Genomic DNA, 18,850 nt, shown 5'->3' on the forward strand with positions numbered 1-18,850 from the left:
TTCCTCCGGTGAGGGGGCGCTCAGTTCCTGAGGCGCCGTAGCGGATCGCCGGGATCGTCGACCAGCGCGAGCCGGACGGTGAGGCGCTTTCCCACGGGCTCGCGCCGCGCCTCGAAGCTCTGCACCACCGCCATCACGATCTCCAGACCGTGCTGCCCCACCCGGCCGCTGTCGGCGGCGCGGGCGAACGGCAGCGTCGGATCGGAGTCCCACACCTCGATGTCCACCGCCTCGTCGGCGATGTGCAGGTGCAGCAGCACCGGTCCCGGCGCGTACTTGAGCGCGTTGGTGACCAGCTCGCTGACGACCAGCTGCGCCAGGTCCATCGCGCGGGCCGACACCGGCAGCCCGCTCTCGGACCTGGCCCGGGTCAGGAAGTCCAGCGTCCGGTTCCGCGCGCCCGAGATGCAGCCGTCGGCCCCGTCCAGGGCGATGGACACGTCGGCTGGTGCGGTATCCGGCATGCGTGAACTCTCCTCGGACGAGACTGGCGCTCTGCCGGTGATCTGCAATACCCCGTTCATGGCCGCGCGATTACCCCGCAATACGCGCGTTACTCCTGTGCCGCGCCGCACGGGATCGTCCTTGTCGTGCATCGCACTCGCGTTCTCGGGGCAAGCGTGGCAACAGAGGGCCGATCGTCGGCGCCAGCGAGCTGACACAGCCGGACCGAGTGCGCAGAGGACACGAGTGGCAGACAACCGGGAAACAGTGGGGCGCGGCCAGCTGTCCGTGGTCGGCTCCGAGATCGACGGCATCACCGTGCTCGGCCTCCACGGAGAGGTGGACTACCAGAGCGTGGGCGCCCTGACCCGGGCCATGCCTGAGGTGGACTCCGCCGACAGTCACCGGGTCGTGGTGGACATGAGCCGGGTGACGTTCATGGACAGCAGCGGCGTCAACGCCCTGATCGCCGCCCATCAGGCCATGCGGGCCGCGCACGGCTGGCTGCGCCTCGCGGGAGTGCGGGGGGCAGTGCTGCGTACCGTGCAGCTGGTGGGGCTCGACACCCTCGTCAGCTGTCACGCGACCGTGGAGGATGCCGTCGAGGACGCCGTCGATGAGTGACGCCCGCGTCGGCGGCACACCGCACCACCGGACCGTGACCCCACACCGCCAAACCGTGTCGAGTACCCCTGTTCCGCTCCCTCATGCCAGCCTTTTGACGCCTTTTTCTCGCCGGATGGCACCCCTCCCGCCGGGCTTTGGCTGCCGGACGCACCTGGGCTAATCTGCGATCGATTTACTCATCAGGCAACCCCGCCGATCGTGGGGTTGCCGCTGGTGAGCGGGGCTTTCACGGCTCCGTCTCGGTTCCGAGTCCCTGGGGTGGGGACTCTTGGGGAGCGGAACGAGGGTGCGCGCATGACGGGCAGATCGACGGACGTCCGGGTGCAGGCCCCCGGCGAGCAGGAGCTGCTGCAGCTGCTGGCCGGGCTGACGGCGGTACGGGACGGTGACTTCGGGACCCGGCTGCCGTCCGACGGACCGGGGCTGCTCGGTGACATAGCTACGGTCTTCAACGGCATGGTCGACCAGTTGTCCGTGTTCACCTCCGAAGTGACGCGGGTGGCGCGCGAGGTGGGCACCGAGGGCACGCTGGGCGGCCAGGCGGAGGTGCCCGGGGTCTCGGGCACCTGGGCGGACCTGACGGACTCGGTCAACGCCATGGCGGGCAACCTGACCACACAGGTCCGTGACATCGCGCAGGTGGCGACGGCGGTGGCCAAGGGTGACCTGTCGCAGAAGATCGACGTGCCCGCGCGCGGCGAGATCCTGCAGCTCAAGGAGACCGTCAACACGATGGTCGACCAGCTCTCCGCCTTCGCCGACGAGGTCACCCGCGTCGCCCGGGAAGTCGGCAGCGAGGGGCGCCTGGGCGGTCAGGCACAGGTGCCCGGTGTGGGCGGCGTCTGGCGCGACCTCACCGATTCGGTCAACTTCATGGCCGGAAACCTCACCGCGCAGGTCCGCAACGTCGCCCAGGTGACCACGGCGGTCGCGCAGGGCGACCTCTCCCAGAAGATCACCGTCGACGCCCGCGGCGAGATCCTCGAACTCAAGAACACCATCAACACCATGGTCGACCAGCTCTCCGCCTTCGCCGACGAGGTCACCCGCGTCGCCCGCGAGGTCGGCACCGAGGGACGCCTCGGCGGACAGGCCGACGTCAAGGGCGTGAAGGGCACCTGGCGCGACCTCACGGACTCCGTGAACTTCATGGGCGGCAACCTCACCGCGCAGGTCCGCAACGTCGCCCAGGTGGCCACCGCGGTCGCGCAGGGCGACCTCTCCCAGAAGATCACCGTCGACGCCCGCGGCGAGATCCTCGAACTCAAGAACACCATCAACACCATGGTCGACCAGCTCTCCGCCTTCGCCGACGAGGTCACCCGCGTCGCCCGCGAGGTCGGCACCGAGGGCAACCTCGGCGGACAGGCGATCGTGCGGGGCGTGTCGGGAACCTGGAAGGATCTCACCGACAACGTCAACGTGATGGCGTCCAACCTGACCGGGCAGGTCCGCTCGATCGCCCAGGTCGCCACGGCCGTCGCGCGCGGCGACCTCTCCCAGAAGATCACCGTCGAGGCCAAGGGCGAGGTCGCCGCCCTGGCGGACGTCATCAACACCATGGTCGACACACTGTCCGCGTTCGCCGACGAGGTCACCCGCGTCGCCCGCGAGGTCGGCACCGAAGGACGCCTCGGCGGCCAGGCGCACGTGCCGAACGTGGCCGGCACCTGGAAGGACCTGACGGACAACGTCAACTCGATGGCCAACAACCTCACCGGGCAGGTCCGCAACATCGCCCTGGTGACGACCGCGGTGGCGGGCGGCGATCTGTCGAAGAAGATCGACGTCGACGCGCGCGGCGAGATCCTGGAGCTCAAGACCACCATCAACACGATGGTCGACCAGCTGTCGTCGTTCGCGGCCGAGGTCACCCGCGTCGCCCGCGAGGTCGGCAGCGAGGGGCGGCTCGGCGGACAGGCAGAGGTCGAGGGCGTCGAGGGCACCTGGAAGCGGCTGACGGAGAACGTCAACGAACTGGCCGGCAACCTCACCCGGCAGGTCCGCGCGATCGCCGAAGTCGCGAGCGCCGTCGCCGAGGGCGATCTGACGCGCTCGATCAACGTGGAGGCCTCCGGCGAGGTCGCCGAGCTCAAGGACAACATCAACTCCATGGTGGGGTCCCTGCGCGAGAGCACGCGGGCCAACCAGGAGCAGGACTGGCTCAAGACCAACCTCGCCCGCATCTCCAGCCTGATGCAGGGGCACCGCGACCTGCCCGTCGTCGCCGAGCTGGTCATGGACGAGCTCACGCCCCTGGTCTCGGCCCAGTACGGCGCCTTCTACCTCGCCGAGGACACCGAACGCGGGCCGGAGCTGCGCCTTGTGGGCTCGTACGGCAGCCCCGACGACGCCGAACGGCCGACCCGTATCCGCATCGGCCACTCCCTCGTCGGCCAGGCGGCGCGCAACCGCCGTTCCGTCACCGTCGAAGAGCTGCCCGCGGGCTACGTCACCATCTCCTCCGGCCTCGGACAGGCCGTGCCCAGCTCTCTGACGGTCCTGCCCATCGTGGTCGAGGAACAGGTCCTGGGCGTCATCGAGCTGGCCTCGCTGACCCGCTTCACCCAGATCCACCAGGACTTCCTCGCGCAACTGATGCCGACCATCGGCGTCAACCTCAACACCATCGTCGCCAACGTCCGCACCGACGAGCTGCTGGACGAGTCCCAGCGCCTGACCGCCGAACTCCAGGCCAGGTCCGAGGAGTTGCAGGTCCAGCAGGACGAACTCCAGCGCTCCAACGCCGAACTGGAGGAGAAGGCCTCCCTGTTGGCCTCGCAGAACCGCGACATCGAGGCGAAGAACCTCCAGATCGAGCAGGCGAGGCAGGAGCTGGAGACCCGGGCGCAGCAGCTGGCGCTGGCCTCCAAGTACAAGTCGGAGTTCCTGGCCAACATGAGCCACGAACTGCGCACCCCGCTCAACAGCCTGCTGATCCTGGCCCAGTTGCTGGCCCAGAACCCCTCCCGCAACCTCACCCCGAAGCAGGTCGAGTACGCGGGCATCATCCACTCGGCGGGCTCGGACCTGCTGCAGCTGATCAACGACATCCTGGACCTGTCGAAGGTCGAGGCAGGCAAGATGGACGTCGCTCCCGAGCGGGTCCCGCTGCGCCAGCTCCTGGAGTACGTCGAGGCGACGTTCCGGCCGATGACGACGCAGAAGAGCCTGGACTTCACCGTGGCCACCGCGCCCGGTACCCCCGCCGACCTGCTCACGGACGACTCCCGGCTGCGTCAGATTCTGCGCAACCTGCTGTCGAACGCGGTGAAGTTCACCGAGCAGGGCGGTGTGGAGCTGCGGATCGAGCCCGCCGCGGACCGTGAGGTGCCGCCGGGCGTGCACCGTGGTGGACCGGTCGTGGCGTTCCGGGTCAAGGACACCGGCATCGGCATCCCGCAGCAGCAACTGGAGACGATCTTCGGGGCGTTCCAGCAGGCGGACGGCACCACCAGCCGCAAGTACGGCGGCACCGGCCTCGGTCTGTCCATCACCCGCGAGATCGCCCATCTGCTGGGCGGCGCCGTCACCGTCGACAGCATCCCCGGCCGGGGCAGCACCTTCACGCTCCATCTGCCGGTGGCGCGGGACGACTTCGAGGAGCTGCTGGACCCGGGCGGCCGTACGCCGGAGCAGCCGCATGCCGTGCTCGCCTCCGAGGTGGCGCAGGCGCCCCGGGCGCTCGCCGGTCCCGTACCGGTACCCGAGCACCGCAGGCGCCGTCTGCTGGTGATCGAGGAGCGCCCGCGCGGTCTGCTCAGCCTCGTCGCCGAGCGGGCCGTCGCGGACATAGCGCAGGGCCACGACGATCCGCACGGGGCGATCGACATCATCACCGCCGTCGGAGCCCAGGAGGCGGCGAGCACGCTGGCGGCCGAACCCTGCCACTGCGTCGTCCTCGAGCTCGGCACGCCCGACGACAAGGGCGCGGACTTCCTCGCGGCCATGCGCGGCGACTCCGCACTGGCCAGCGTGCCCGTCCTCGTGCACACCGGTCACCGCGTGGACCTGGCCCAGGAGCAGGCGCTGCGCTTGCGCGCGGGCGACCGGCCGCTCGACTTCCTCGCCAGCCTGGACGAGCTGCGCGAGCGCATCACCCTGCATCTGTCCGCCGAGCAGCCGGGCGACGTGCTGACGCTGGTGCGCGCCGAGGAGCCGCAGCCGCCCGCGCAGGTGGTGGACGACTCCTTCCTCGGCCGTACGGTCCTCGTGGTCGACGACGACGCCCGCAACCTCTTCGCCCTCAGCGGGGTTCTGGAACTGCACGGCTTCCAGGTCCTGCACGCGGACAACGGCCGCAAGGGCATCGAGATGCTGCTCGCTCACCCCGACATCTGCCTGGTCCTGATGGACGTGATGATGCCGGAGATGGACGGCTACGCGGCGACGGAGGAGATCCGCTCCATGCCCCAGTACGCGAAGCTGCCCATCATCGCGGTCACCGCGAAGGCCATGCCGGGCGACCAGGAGAAGAGCCTCGCCTCCGGGGCGAACGACTACATCACCAAGCCCGTCGACACGAGCGATCTCATCGCCCGCGTCGGACGGTGGCTGCCCGCGTGACCGGGCTCCGCACCGCGTCCACCCGCCGACCCCGTGACGTCCTCAGACGTACCAGCCCAGGAACTGGCAGACCGTGAGTGATCTCCGTCAACCGCCCGACACGCAGGCAGTTCAGGCCGCCGCGGGAGCACGGCCCGCGCCTCAGGACGCCGAGTCGCCGTCGCCCGTCGGCCGGCTCGCGGCGACCGTGGAGCGGCTGCGCCGCGAAGTGCGGGCGGCGCAGGCCGAGGCGGACGGGCGCGCCCTGATCGAACTCGCCAAGGGCATCCTCGTCGAGCGGCTGGGGTGCGGTCCCGCCCAGGCCGCGCGGCAGCTCGCCGAACTCACCGAGCAGGCGGGGGTCACACCGCTCGAGTTCGCGGTCGAGGTCATCAACCAGGCGGCGAGCGACCGGCTTTCGGAGGTGACCGCCGCCTTCCTCGCGGCCACCGCGGCGCCCGCCGACCCGCCGGACGGCCGCGCCTGCGCCGTACGGCTGCGGGCCGCCGAGAGCGGTGCGCTGGCGGCCCACGACGCCCAGGCCGTGGCAGACTCCCTGCTGGAACACGCCCTGACGCCGCTGGGCGCGGAGGCGGTGGCCGTCTGGGCGCTCGGGGCCGACGGCTCGCTCACCCTGGCGGGCAGCGCCGGGTTCTCCCCCGCCGAGGCCGGACGCTGGCGGCATGTGCCGCCGGGTGTGACCACCGTGGCGCGGCGCGGGCTCACCGAGCGCGCGGGCCAGTGGATCAGGAGCCTGTCCGGGACCGCACTGCCCTCCATCGGCCAGCACCACCACCCCGACGGCGGCCGGGTCGCCGTACCGGCCGGGGTGGGCGGGCGGATCCACGGCGTGCTGGAGATCGCCTGGCCCACGCCGCTGGACACCCCTCCCCCGCAGATCGTCCGCCAGATCGAGGCCCTGGCGGAGCTGTGCGCGCACACCTTGGAGACGTACGCCCTGCAGCCTCCTGGCGAGGAAGCCGCTCCGCGGGTCCTGCCGGACGTCGCCGAGCTGATGGACCTGGCCGACGGCCTGCACGACCCGGCCCTCGTGCTCGTGCCGCACCTGGACTCCACCGGGGAGCTCGTCGACTTCCGCATCCTCCACGCCAACGGCCGCTTCCTCGACCCCGCCGGCCGGCCACGCGGCGTCATCAGCGGCGCCCTGCTGCTGGAGGCGTACCCGCTGGCCGCGGGCCACAGCGAGCTGTTCGAGCGGACGGAGCGCGTCTACGCCACCGGCGAGCCCTACCGTGCCCGCCGGATGCGCCTGACCGCCCTGGTGGACGACGTCCCCCTCGCCGCGGTGGCCGACATCAACATCAGCCGGCACGGGGGCAGCGTCCTGCTCATATGGCGCATCGAGGACGAGACGGCCCGGCTGGCGAGCCTCCTCCAGCACGCCCAGCGGCTGGGCCGGATCGGCGGCTTCGAGGAGAACCTTCTCACCGGCGAGATCACCTGGAACGGCCAGCTCTACCACCTCTACGGCAAGCCCGCCTCCAGCGGCCCCGTACGGCTGGAGGAGCTGCCCGCGCACGCGCATCCGGACGACGCGGTCGCCATCGGCCGATTCCTGCGCGCCCTGCTGCACCACCGGCGGCCCGCGTCGGCCGCCTTCCGCCTGCAACGCCCCGACGGCGTCACGCGGCACATCCGTGTCGTGTGCGAACCGGTCCTCGACTCCGACGGCCAGTTGTATGCCGTGCGCGGCGCCTACCAGGACATCTCCGCGCATCACTGGACCGAGGTGGCCCTCGCCGCCACCCGCGACCAGCTCGCCCAGAGCGAGCAGCAGTCCAGCGAGCGCAACCGTCTCGCGCTCCAGCTGCAGCACGCCATCATGCCGCCGGCACAGGCCCCGCTGGCGGTGCCCGGGCTGCAGGTGGCCGTGCGCTACCGGCCCGCGGAGACCCAGCACCTGGTCGGCGGTGACTGGTACGACGCGGTCGTGCTGCCGTCGCGGCTGGTCCTGCTGTGCGTGGGCGACGTGGCCGGGCACGGCATCGAGGCGGCCACCACCATGGTCGTCCTGCGCAACGCTCTGCGCGGGCTCGCCGTGACCGGAGCAGGACCGGCCCAGCTGCTGTCCTGGCTCAACATGGTGGCCCACCATCTGACCGGCGCAGTCACCGCCACGGCCGTCTGCGGCCTGTACGACCCCGAGCGCAACACCCTGAGGTGGGCGCGGGCCGGCCATCTCCCGCCGGTCCTGGTGCGCGGCACCGAGTCGGCTCCGCTGCCCCTGGTCGACGGGATGCTGCTGGGCGCGGTCCCGGAGGCCAGGTATGTGGAGCACGAGGTCCAACTCGCCGTCGGCGACACCCTGCTGATGTACACGGACGGCCTGATCGAGCGCCGTGACCGGTCCGTGCAGGAGTCCCTGGCCCAGCTGCTGACGGCCGCCCGCGCGGTCCAGCCGACGCTTGACCAGCAGCTGGACCGGCTGCTGGTGCACAGCAGGTCCGACACCGACGACGACACCTGCATCGTGGGTATCCGGGTGACGCCATGAAGCCCACGTGCCCAGTACGCCACCTGCGCCACCTGCGCCACCTGCGGTGGGCCCGGGAGGACGTGCGGTTCACGCTTGAGGGGGCACACGTGAAACGCACGGTACTGCGTACGGCGGGAACGGGCGGCGGCCCGATCCGCGAGGAGGCGAGAACATGACAGGGCGGGAGGAAGCACAGACCGTTCGGAAGCGACCTGTGCGGCCGGCTTCTGCCGGCCTCGTCCGCGTGCTGCAGGCCATCGGGACCGCGGCCTACGTCGTGGACGAGGAAGGCTGCATCATCGCCGTCAACGGCCACGCCGAGGCGCTGCTGGGCTTTTCCGCCGACCACCTCGTCGGTCATGACGCGCACGACCTGCTGCACCGCGGGCCCCACGGCCGCCCGCTGCCGAGGACTCAGTGCAGCATGCGGCAGGCGTTCCACGCCGGGCGCACCGCCCAGGCCGAGGAGGACTACTTCGCCCACGCGGACGGTTCCCTGCTCCGCCTCTCCTGGCTGATCACCCCGTATGCCGGCGGAGACGACGACAGCTGCACGCTCGTCGTCCTCCACCCCGCCGGGCCCGCGCCGGAGAGAAGCCCGGTGGAGGAGCCGGTGGCCGCCTCTCTCACCGAGCTCGAACGGCTGGCGCTGCTGGCTGAGACCACCACGCAGCTGACCTCGACCCTCGACGTCGACGAGGCCCTGCGCCGGCTGGTGGGCCTGGTGGTGCCCAGGCTCGCGGACTGGGCGATCGTCGACCTGATCACCGACCGCGACGAGGTGTGGCGCGCCGTCGTGGTGCATGTCGAGGGCGAGACCCTGGTGCACCGCGAGGACCTGCAGGGCCCGATGCCGCCGGTCCCGCAGCAGTCGCAGATGCCGCTGTCCAGGGCCCTGCGCGGCGTCGCCTCCACACTGGCGGGACCGCAGACCTACGACCGGACGCCTGACTCCGGCATCGCGGTCGAGCAGCGCCATCTCTTCGACGCCACCGGGATGCACTCCGTGGCCATCGCGCCCATCCGCAGCACCCGTGAGGTCCTGGGCGCCCTGACCGCGGGCCGCTCCGAGACCCCCGTGCCCTTCGCCCCCGCCGACCTTCCGCTGATCGAGGACATCGCGCGCCGGGCCGGCCTCGCCCTGGACAATGCCCGCCTCTACCAGCGTCAGCGCAAGGTCGCCGAGACCATGCAGAACCACCTGCTGCCGCAGATGCCGGGCGTGCCGAACCTCCAGCTGACCGCCCGCTATCTGCCCGCACCGCACGCCTCACAGGTCGGCGGCGACTGGTACGACGCCTTCCCCCTGCCCGACGGATCGACCGCCCTGGCCATCGGCGACGTGGTCGGCCACGACCTGGAGGCCGCGGCGGGCATGGCACAGGTCCGCAACATGCTGCGCGCCTACGCCTGGTCACAGGACGAGGTACCGAGCCGCATCGTCGAACGGCTCGACGGGGCGATCCAGCACATCACGGACGTCTCCATGGCCACGATGATCTTCGCGCGGATCGAAGCTGCCGGGGACGGCACGTGGCACCTGTCCTGGACCAACGCGGGCCACCCGCCGCCCTTGCTGATCAGCCAGGAGGGCATGGCCCACTACCTCACCACCGGCCACGGTCTCCTCCTGGGCACCGGAGCCGGCCGGGAACGTCCCGACGCCACGGCCTCCCTCCCGCCCGGCTCCACCCTGGTCCTGTACACCGACGGCCTCATCGAGGACCCCGGCCACACCCTCGACGTGGGCCTCGACCGGCTGCGCCGGCACGCCGCCGCCCTGGTCCACCGTCCCCTCGCCGCCTTCACGGACCAGCTGCTGCGCCGCGTCCGCCCCGAACGCAACGACGACGACGTGGCCCTGCTGGCGCTGCGCGTCCCCGTCGGCGGGACATAACGGCGCCAACTCCCCCGTCCGCTCCGGTTCGTTCACCGTTCATGTGTCAATCACCTTGTGGAGGGCGCCCGTTCGGGCCTGCCAGGAAGTGTCCGGGCGGCCTGTCAGAACGATCTTTGGACGGATTCCGTGATCGCATCACGCGTTCGCCGGTGGCGCCGCAGCCTCCGCCTCACCCTCGTCGCGGTCGCCGCCCCGGCGCTGGCCGCCGGCGCACTCGGCGCGCCCGCGGCCCATGCCGCGGCGGCCGACGACATCAGGATCAACGAGGTGGTCACCACTGGGAGCGTCAACGACTCGGTGGAGCTCTACAACAAGGGCACCGCCACGGTCGACATCTCCGGATGGATCCTCAAGGACGACAACAGCAGCTCGAAGTACGCGATAGCGTCCGGGACTTCACTCGCTCCCGGCGGGTTCGCCGCCTTCGACGTCCACGACGCCTTCGGACTCGGTTCGTCCGACAAGGCGCGCCTCTACCTCCCCGACGGCAGCACCCTGGTCGACAGCTTCAGCTGGACCCGGCACTCCGCCCCGTCGTGGTCGCGCTGCCCGGACGGCACCGGTGCCTTCGGCTCGGCCGCTCTCACCCTGGGCGCCCCCAACGCCTGCGACGGCTCCGGGATGTCCCCGACGGCGTGGCCCGGTGGCAGCTCCGTCGCCACGGCCGACGCCGGCAACGCCTTCGGCTCCGACATGAGCGGCCTCTTCCAGGAGGGGAGCGTGATCTGGGCGGCGCAGAACAGCGGCAAGCTGTGGCGTCTGGTGCCGAACGGCTCCGGCGGCTGGAAGGCGGACACCACCGGCGGCTGGAGCTCCGGCAAGACGCTCACCTACCCCAGCGGCTCCGGCACGCCTGACGACGAGGGCGTCACCCTGACCGGCGCCGGTTCCGCCGGGGGCGTCTACGTCTCCAGCGAGCTCAACGCCGCGTCGTCCGGCACCAGCCGGCTGTCCGTCCTGAAGTACGACGTCGGCTCCACGAGCACCGGGCTCACCGCCGCCAAGGAGTGGAACCTGACCTCGGACCTGCCGTCCGTGGACTCCAACTCCGGCCTCGAAGGCATCACTTGGGTGCCGGACTCCGCCCTCACCACGGCCGGCTTCAAGGACGCGTCGACCGGCGCGGCCTACGACCCCGGCCGCTACGGCGCGCACACCGGTGGGGTGTTCTTCGTCGGGGTCGAGGGCACCGGCATGGTCTACGGCTATGTTCTCCAGGATGACGGCACCTTCGTCCGTGTCGCGTCCGTCAGCAGCGGCATGGCCGGAGTCATGGAGCTCCAGTGGGAGCCGCAGGCCTCCCGGCTGTGGGTCGTCTGCGACGACACCTGCGACGGCCTGCATCGGACCTTCAAGGTCGACTCGTCCGGCGCCTTCGCCACCACGGCGATCTACAACCGCCCCTCCGGCATGTCCAACCTCAACAACGAGGGCTTCACGCTGTCCGGTTCCGACGCCTGCAGCGGCGGCACCAAGCCCGTCTACTGGTCCGACGACAGCGACACCAGCGGACACGCCCTGCGCGCGGGCACGATCAACTGCTGAGGCGAGCCCCGGCGACACCGCCGTGGACCCCGAAGAGGCGCAGCCGGGCGGGAACGCCCGGCTGCGGCCGTCGGTCAGGCGATCGCCTCGGCGAGCAGCTCGACCTGCTCCGGTCCCGAACCGGTCGGGACGAAGATGAGCTCGTCGCAGCCGCCCGCCTCGAAGGCGGCGACGTAGGACTTGACCATGTCCGGGGTCACCGCGGCGCTCCCGGCGATCTGGCCGGCGACGTCACCGAGGAAGCCGTAGTAGTCCAGAAGATAACCGTCGGCCTGCGCGCGGGCGTTGGGCCCGAGACCGAAGTAGGCCAGGGACAGCTTGCGGGGTGTGCCCGAGCGGCCGGCGTCCCGCCATGCGGCGTCCACTCCGGCCGCGGCCTGGGCGAACATGTCCGGCGAGCCGCCGCCCATGATCCAGCCGTCGCCCAGCTCGGCCACTCGCCGGAAACTGGCCTCGGTGCCGCCGCCCAGGATCAGTTCGGGGCCGCCGTCGCGCACGGGCCTGGGGCCGATCCCGCCGGCGAATCCGCGCTCCTCCCCGGCCCAGACCTGCTTCATCTCCTGGAGCTGTTCCTCGAAACGGCGTCCTCGGCCTTTGGTGGACAGCCCGCTGGCGGCGAAGTCGTCGTCACGCCCGCCGAGGCCCACTCCCAGCACGAAGCGTCCGCCGGAGATCCGTTCCAGGGAGGCCGCCTGCTTGGCCAGCAGGGCGGCGTTGGTGTGGAGCGGTGCGAGGAGCACGCTCGTCGTCAGCCGGATCCTGCTGGTGACCGCGGCGGCCGCACTGAGGGCGATCAGCTCCTCGTAGCCCTGGTACACCAGCCGGCCGATCGTGCCGAGGGTGCTGAACCCCGCGCCCTCCGCCTGGCGGGCCCAGTCCAGCAGCCTGGCCGGTTCGGTAGCGGGAACCGTGTTGGGAAGGCCGATTCCGATGTCCATCCGTTCCTCCGGTCGTAGGCAAAATCGCTCAGGGCCCATCATGCGCACAGACACCGCACGGACGACCGTATTGACGGAGGCAGGACCGGCCGGCGGCGTGGACCGGCCCTCGTCTAGTGCCAGTTGCTGATCTGCACGTCGCGCGGTGCGGGCTCGCCCTTGCCGGTCTCGGTCAGCTTCTTCAGGCTCATCAGGTACGTCGCCCACTTCGTGCTGCAGTGGTACATGAACTCCACGGGCTCCTTCCAGCCCTCGTGCCGGAACAGCACGATCGTGAAGCCGTCCTCCTGTTTGAGGTCGAAGTGGACCTGTGTGCCGATCCACTCCTCGGGGCCGTCCACGACCTCCCAGCGCACGTGCTCGGCAGGCCGGGCCTGCAGCACCTTCATGTCGAAGCCGCCGGGCTCGAAGCGGAACCGGATCACTCCACCGACCTCGGTGTCGCCCTCCGTGTCCTGCGTCCACCAGTCGGACAGGCCCTCGATCGTGGTCAAGGCCGCGTAGACGTCGTCGGGTGACGACGTGACGCCGATCCTGTGCAGGATGTCCACCATCTCGATATCTCCCTCTCTTACAGGTAGTTGCACGGGTGTTCGTCGGTGCGGGCTCAGCTCTTCCGGCTGCGCTGGATCGTCTCGGCGATCCGCCTGATGCGCTGCAGCCGGGCGTCCCAGGCGGCCCCGACCGACGCCAACTGGGCTACGGCGCGGGCGAGTTGGGCCTCGTCGACCTCGTAGAGTCGCTCGCGTCCGGACGGGGTCACATGGACGAGTCCGACGCGGCCGAGTACGCCGAGGTGCTTGGTGACCGCCTGGCGGGTGACCGGCAGCCGCTCGCTCAGCGTGGTGGCGGTCCCGCCTCCGTCGGTGAGCAGCAGGTCGAGCATGCGCCGCCGGATGGGGTCCCCCACCGCCGACCAGAGGTCGTCGTCGATGGCGCCGGTCACTGCGCCGACACCACCCGGGCGGCATAGGCGACGAGGCGGGGCAGGAAGTGGTCCCAGCCCTTCACATGGTCGCCGTACGCCTCCTCCAGTACGGCCGCCTCCCAGCCCCTCTCCCGAAATCCCGACTCGGTGAAGCGCAGCAGTGTGCCCGTCCCCGCGGGGATCAGGTCGAAGGTGACCAGGAACGAGTTGTCGGGCGTGGCGATCTCTCCGTAGTCGTGCACCCACCGGAAGCTGAACCGCCGCGGCGGGTCGGCCTCCACCACCGTGAGGGACTCGACCTGGGCGTCCGGCGTGCTCGGGTCGCCGAACGTGATCCTCCCTGTGCCACCGGGCACCGGGTCGAAGTCCGCCTCGTCCGGCCACCACTCCCGCAGATGCTCCGGCTTGCTGACGACCTCGTAGACCACGTCGGGCGTGGCCTCGATGCGGATCTCCCGCTCGATGCTGCCGTACTCCATACCGCCCGCCTCCTTTCGCAACCTTTGATTGCACATCACGGTAGGCCACTCGCCCACAATGCGCAACCATTGGTTGCAGATGCTCGTCAGGGCAGGGGCGGCGCGTCCAGCGGGCGGACGCCGTTAGGAACGGGCCTGGTGGGCATGAACAGGGGCGGCGCCTCACCGTCCGCGGCCGTGGCGGGCGCGTCGGTCAGCCGCATGCGCTCCCGCAGGCGCCCGTAGAAGTTGGCGGGGTTCAGCCTGACCAGGCGCAGCGGCTCGGGTGCCGCGGTCACGCCGATCCAGTCGCCGGGGTCGAGGACACCGCGCGGCTGCCCGTCGACGCTCACCGCGGCGCGCCCGGAGTGGCGCAGCACGCGCAGGGTGATCGGCTCGTCCGCGTTCGCGATCACCGTGCGGTTGAACGCCATGTGCGGGGCGACGGGCGTGAAGATCACCGCTCGCATACGGGGCGACAGCACCGGTCCGCCGGCGGCGAAGCTGTATGCGGTCGAACCCGTCGGGGTGGCGACGACGACGCCGTCCGCCGAGTACGAGGCCAGGAGCCGGCCGGCGATGTAGACGCCCAGGCTGACCTGGTGGTCCCGTGCCAGCTTCTCCACCACGACGTCGTTGAGGGCGGTGACATCCAGCGCGATGCCCTCGTCGCCCTCCGCCGCGGGATCGGACTGCGGCGGGGGTGGCGGGAGCGTGGGCCCGTGGCCGTAGCAGAGGAACTGCTCCACGTCGGTGGGGATCTCCAGCAGCTTCGACGCCCGCATGGTGAGCGTCATCCGCTCCTCGCACTCGGACTGTCCGGCGTGCACGGCGTCCAGCGCCCGCTCGACCTCGGCGACGGCGGTCTCGGTCAGGAAGCCGACCTTGCCCAGGTCGACGCCGAGCACCTTGATGTTCTTCTTCGCGGCGATGCGGGCGCCACGCAGGAAGGTGCCGTCCCCGCCGAGGGTCACGATGAGGTCCGGGCTGCCCGCGGCGCGCATTTCGTCGCGACCGCTGCGGCGGCTTCCCTGGCCCTGCCAGACGTCGATGTCGACGCAGCCGATGGCGTTGCGCACGCACCACTGCCGCACGGTCCGCCCTCCCGCCACCGCCTCGGGACGGCCACCGTGCACGACGAGTCCCAACCGGCTGATCGGCATGTCATCTCCCACACTGCCGTCGGGTCCGCTGCCTGTACGCCATCGTCACAGCTTTCGCGGAGGGCTGCCACGGGGCCGGGCAGCCGTCGTGTCCGCTGTTGTGTCCCTCATCTGTCCGTCTCCACAAGCACTCTTCACAGCTTCCGACGACTTACGCGTGCTTGCGGTGCGATCCCCGGGAAGGCTTAACAGCGGCCGCCGCCTGATGTCGGCGGCGACGGCGGCCGCTGTGCGCGAGGGCTCGCGCCGTCCCCTGGCGCGAGGACCCCGCGCGGGTACGTCCTTGCGGCTCCGGGGCCGGGCGGGTGGTCGGCCCCTGTTTGAAACAGCCGCGAGGACGAAGGCCGGGGCCTGCTGAAGGCTCAAGTGCGGGACGAGGTGGGCTCCGGCCGTCCGAGGCGTGCGATTCGCTGCCCCAGGACTGGGGACAAGGGGGGAATGGACTCTTCCCTTCGGACACCCTAGAACGGTCCGGCCGTCCGGGGACAGTCCGCGCATCGGCCCGCGGCGACCGCGATGCGATCGGCTCCGTACCACGCGGCGCAGCCGCCTCCTGGATCACCGGGGCCGCCCTCGGGCCGACAGCGTCCCGGGTAGGTACCTGATCGAGCAGCCTCACACCGCCTGGGACTCGCCCGTCGTCGTACTGCGCGATCACCGGACCTCCCCGGAACGCCGGGACCCTTCCGTGGGCGGGCCACGAGTGCCCCGGCCGGCGTCGCCGACACGCGGGCAGGGGTACGAGTTCGGCCGGCGTCCCGGTCAGGCGGAGCGGGAGAGCTGTTCGCGCACCCAGCCGGGGTCGGGATTGACGTACGGCCGGCCCGCCACGAGGACGGTGGGCACGGTCTCGTCGCCGTCGTTGGCCGCCCGCACCACCGCCGCGCCGGCCGGGTCACGCCAGATGTCGACCCAGTGCACCCGGCGGGCGCTGCGGCCCAGCCGCATGCGCAGGCGCAGGCAGTACGCGCAGCCCGGACGCCAGAAGATCACCGGTCGGCCGTCGGCCTCGCTGCGGCGCTGTGCCTCCACCGCTCCGACCGACGTCGGGAAGATCAGCGGAGAGTTGACGCCGGCGAACGCCACGAACAGCAACATGATCAGCGCGGCTGCACCGGGGTTGCCCGCGAGGATCATCCCCGCCGCGGACACCGAGCCGCAGAGCACGAGCACCACCGGCAGGATCCATGCGCGCATCATGGTGACGCAGGCTATCGGGGGGACGAGAAGCGCCTCCGGGCGGGCCCGCCGAGGGCTCGTCGTACGGCGCTGCGGATCGGCTCATATCGAGGGAGAGCACGTGGCGGACCGGGCACAGCAGCCAGAGCACGGAGAGCGGGAGCAGGCGAGCCCCGAGGTGTGCAAGCGCGTCCAGGACAGCTTCGCCCGGCAGGGGCTGATGAGGCACCTGGGTGCCCGGATCGCGCACATCGAGCCGGGCCGTGTGCACATCGTGCTGCCGGCCCGCCCCGAAGTGACCCAGCAGCACGGCTACTTCCACGCCGGCGCCACCAGCGCCATCGCGGACAGCGCCGGCGGCTACGCGGCTTACACCCTGTTCCCCAAGGACGCCGACGTGCTCACCGTCGAGTACAAGATCAACCTCCTCGCACCGGCCGTCGGTGACCTCCTTGAGGCGGTCGGGACCGTCCTGAAGTCCGGACGCACCCTGACCGTCTGCCAGTTGGAGGTGTTCGGCGTGCAGGACAGCCGGCGCAAGCTCGTCGCCAACGGGCAGCAGACGCTGATCCGCGTCAACGGGCCCGAGCAGTGAACCCGCAGCTCTCGCAGCCCTCGCTGCCGTCCTGGGCGACATGGTGGCGACGGCCCTTTCCCGACGCGAACCTGCTGCTGCTCGACGGGCGTCAACCAGCCCTGGTCGACAGCGGTTTCGTCGGCCACGCCGAGGAGACCGCCGCCTGGGCCCGCGCACGGGCGGGAGACGTAGCCCTGGTCGTGAACACCCACTGGCACTCCGACCACGTGGGCGCCAACGCTCTCCTCCAGTCCGGCGGGACCGGCATCGCGGCCGGAGCGCCGGAGGCGGAGGCCGTGGCCCGCAGGGACCCGGGGTGCTGCGCGGCCGAGTACCTCGACCAGCCCGTCGCCCCGTACACGGTCGACCTGCCCCTCGACGATGGACAGGTCCTCCGGCTCGGCGACGCCGACTGGCAGGTCGTCCGCACCCCCGGGCACACACCCGGCCATCTGGCCCTGTGGCAGCCGGAGTTGGCAATTCTCGTGGCCGGTGACGCCCTGTCGGACTACGACGTCGGCTGGGTCAACCTCGCCCTCGACGGCCCCGAAGCGGCCGCCACCGCCCTCGACTCCCTCCAGCGGATCGCCGACCTCGCCCCGCGGGTGATCATCCCGTCCCACGGGCCCATCCCCGCCGACCCGTCCGCGGCCTTCGACGCCGCCCTGCGGCGCGCCCGGCGCCTCCTCGACGACCCGGACGGAGCGGTCTGGTACGGCATCCGCCGCGTGTTCGCCTACGCCCTGATGATCCGCGGCGGCATCCCGTCCGCGGAGGTCGAGCCCTACCTCCATGCACGCGCCTGGCTGACCGACGCGGCACGGCTCCTGGACCGCACCCCCGAGGCGCTCGCCGCCGAACTGATCAAGACGATGCTCGCCGGCGGCTCCGTCGTCCTGCGCGAGGGCCGCCTGCACGCCGCCGCCGACCACACCCCCGTATCGGCCGACTCCCTCCAGATGCCCTACCCGCGCGCGTGGCCGCGCCCGGAGCCGCGCGGACGGGGTGGCGGCGCAGGGTGAACGAGAACCGGGTGCCGATACGCTGAGCCCTGCGTGATCATCGGACGGGCCCCGAAGCGAGGAGAGACGTGAGCAGCTGGTCGGCCGCCCTGGACCGGTGCGGCATCAGTGATCCCTCTCTGCGCAGGGACTACGGCATGCAACGCGCGCTCGCCCGGCGCTTCGCACCGGCCGAGTACATGACGGTCCGGCTGCTGCTCCCCGCGCCGCTGCGTCCCTCCGTCTTCACCGCGGTCGCCTTCATGCACGAGACGGACGAGCGCATCGACAGCGGGGATCCGAGCGACCGGCGGGCGGCGCTCCGCGCCTGGGACCAGGAAGTCACAGCCGCACTCGGGCACGAAGGCGCCGTGGAACAGCCCATGTTGAGGGCCCTGGCCGACACCGCTCGGCGGCATCCCGTCCTGGCAGCGCGCGTACGGGCCTTTCTCGACGGTGCGCCGGCGGAGGCCGCCTGGACCGGCTTCGACACGGAGAGCGACTTCCAGGCCTATGTGGACAGTTACTCCTTGCCCGCCCTGATGCTCACCGCTTCCCTCTTCGAACCACCGTCGCCGGGTGACGCGTTGAAGTTCGAGGCCGGCTGCCGGACGTTGATCGAGGCCATGCAGCGCATCGACTTCCTGGCGGACCTGTCCGAGGACGTCGCTCAGGGGCGGGTCGGCGTGCCGCGTGACGCCCTGGCCCGACACGGCCTGAAGACCGGGGACTTGGCGCGCCGCGAGGGCGGCCATCTGCCCGCCGTCGAGCGCCTGGTCACGGAACAGGCCCGGCTCGCCGGTGCCGGGCTGGACGGCTGCGGGGACCTGCCGGATCTCGCCGAATCCGGGCACCGGCCGTTCCTCGACACTCTGATCGCCGTGCAGCGCCTGCGCCTGCGAGCCGTGGAACGGAAGGGGGCCGGCCTCCTGGCGCACGGCGCCCGGCCGGAGACCCTCGCGACCCTGCGGCTGCTGATGCGCGCATACCGCAGCGCCCGCCGGCAGCGGCGCGCATCCAGCTGAGCGGGCCGCTCCCGTCCGCGCCG

Annotated in this window: 15 protein-coding genes; 8 read left to right on the top strand and 7 right to left on the bottom strand. The window is 71.4% G+C overall.

Translation table 11 applies throughout. The features are described 5' to 3' along the window. Window positions 1–20: 20 nt before the first annotated feature. Entirely contained in the window at window positions 21–464 is a 444-nt protein-coding gene (locus ACGFYN_RS19240; protein ID WP_393867009.1) for an ATP-binding protein, read from the bottom strand. 226 nt (window positions 465–690) lie between these two features. Between ACGFYN_RS19240 and ACGFYN_RS19245 the strand changes: the two genes are divergently transcribed. The 5 genes from ACGFYN_RS19245 (at window position 691) to ACGFYN_RS19265 (ending at window position 11,558) form a co-directional block, all read left to right on the top strand. Continuing rightward, window positions 691–1,068, top strand: a complete 378-nt coding sequence (locus ACGFYN_RS19245; RefSeq protein WP_393867010.1) for an STAS domain-containing protein — start codon at window positions 691–693, stop codon at window positions 1,066–1,068. A gap of 297 nt (window positions 1,069–1,365) precedes the next feature. Continuing rightward, the gene (locus ACGFYN_RS19250; protein WP_393867011.1) at window positions 1,366–5,637 is read left to right on the top strand and encodes a HAMP domain-containing protein; all 4,272 of its coding nucleotides are present in this window, start codon (window positions 1,366–1,368) and stop codon (window positions 5,635–5,637) included. Window positions 5,638–5,710: 73 nt separating this feature from the next. Beyond that, a complete protein-coding gene (locus ACGFYN_RS19255; protein ID WP_393867012.1) occupies window positions 5,711–8,131 on the top strand; it encodes a SpoIIE family protein phosphatase in 2,421 nt (806 codons plus the stop codon). 154 nt (window positions 8,132–8,285) lie between these two features. Further along, window positions 8,286–10,010 (top strand): SpoIIE family protein phosphatase, encoded by a 1,725-nt coding sequence (locus ACGFYN_RS19260; protein WP_393867013.1) that lies wholly within the window; start codon window positions 8,286–8,288, stop codon window positions 10,008–10,010. Window positions 10,011–10,139: 129 nt separating this feature from the next. Next, window positions 10,140–11,558 (top strand): lamin tail domain-containing protein, encoded by a 1,419-nt coding sequence (locus ACGFYN_RS19265; protein ID WP_393867014.1) that lies wholly within the window; start codon window positions 10,140–10,142, stop codon window positions 11,556–11,558. 74 nt (window positions 11,559–11,632) lie between these two features. Here the strand turns inward: ACGFYN_RS19265 and ACGFYN_RS19270 are convergent, their stop codons facing one another. From ACGFYN_RS19270 to ACGFYN_RS19295, 6 genes are all read right to left on the bottom strand, one after another. Continuing rightward, complete coding sequence (locus tag ACGFYN_RS19270; RefSeq protein ID WP_393867015.1) at window positions 11,633–12,496, bottom strand: LLM class flavin-dependent oxidoreductase; 864 nt, start codon at window positions 12,494–12,496, stop codon at window positions 11,633–11,635. A 113-nt stretch (window positions 12,497–12,609) separates the two neighbouring features. Further along, window positions 12,610–13,050, bottom strand: coding sequence for an SRPBCC domain-containing protein (locus tag ACGFYN_RS19275; protein WP_393867016.1), 441 nt, complete (start codon window positions 13,048–13,050; stop codon window positions 12,610–12,612). Between the two features lie 53 nt (window positions 13,051–13,103). Beyond that, on the bottom strand, window positions 13,104–13,442 hold the full coding sequence (locus tag ACGFYN_RS19280) for an ArsR/SmtB family transcription factor (RefSeq protein WP_393867017.1): 339 nt from the start codon (window positions 13,440–13,442) through the stop codon (window positions 13,104–13,106). Continuing rightward, window positions 13,439–13,903 (bottom strand): SRPBCC family protein, encoded by a 465-nt coding sequence (locus ACGFYN_RS19285; protein WP_393867018.1) that lies wholly within the window; start codon window positions 13,901–13,903, stop codon window positions 13,439–13,441. Before ACGFYN_RS19285 ends, ACGFYN_RS19280 begins: the two co-directional genes overlap by 4 nt. An 86-nt stretch (window positions 13,904–13,989) precedes the next feature. Then, window positions 13,990–15,045: an NAD(+)/NADH kinase gene (locus ACGFYN_RS19290; RefSeq protein ID WP_393867019.1), complete on the bottom strand. Its 1,056-nt coding sequence runs from the start codon at window positions 15,043–15,045 to the stop codon at window positions 13,990–13,992. A gap of 762 nt (window positions 15,046–15,807) precedes the next feature. Then, entirely contained in the window at window positions 15,808–16,245 is a 438-nt protein-coding gene (locus ACGFYN_RS19295) for a glutaredoxin domain-containing protein (RefSeq protein WP_393867020.1), read from the bottom strand. A 199-nt stretch (window positions 16,246–16,444) separates the two neighbouring features. Here ACGFYN_RS19295 and ACGFYN_RS19300 point away from each other — a divergent pair, with 199 nt between their 5' ends. The 3 genes from ACGFYN_RS19300 (at window position 16,445) to ACGFYN_RS19310 (ending at window position 18,827) form a co-directional block, all read left to right on the top strand. Next, window positions 16,445–16,819, top strand: a complete 375-nt coding sequence (locus ACGFYN_RS19300; protein ID WP_393867129.1) for a PaaI family thioesterase — start codon at window positions 16,445–16,447, stop codon at window positions 16,817–16,819. Further along, window positions 16,816–17,823: an MBL fold metallo-hydrolase gene (locus ACGFYN_RS19305; protein ID WP_393867021.1), complete on the top strand. Its 1,008-nt coding sequence runs from the start codon at window positions 16,816–16,818 to the stop codon at window positions 17,821–17,823. The genes ACGFYN_RS19300 and ACGFYN_RS19305 overlap by 4 nt, the downstream gene beginning before the upstream one ends. Before the next feature lie 68 nt (window positions 17,824–17,891). Next, entirely contained in the window at window positions 17,892–18,827 is a 936-nt protein-coding gene (locus ACGFYN_RS19310; protein ID WP_393867022.1) for a squalene/phytoene synthase family protein, read from the top strand. The last annotated feature ends 23 nt before the right edge of the window (window positions 18,828–18,850 follow it).

Source organism: Streptomyces sp. NPDC048419 (assembly GCF_043200415.1).
In the GTDB taxonomy this organism is placed as follows: domain Bacteria; phylum Actinomycetota; class Actinomycetes; order Streptomycetales; family Streptomycetaceae; genus Streptomyces.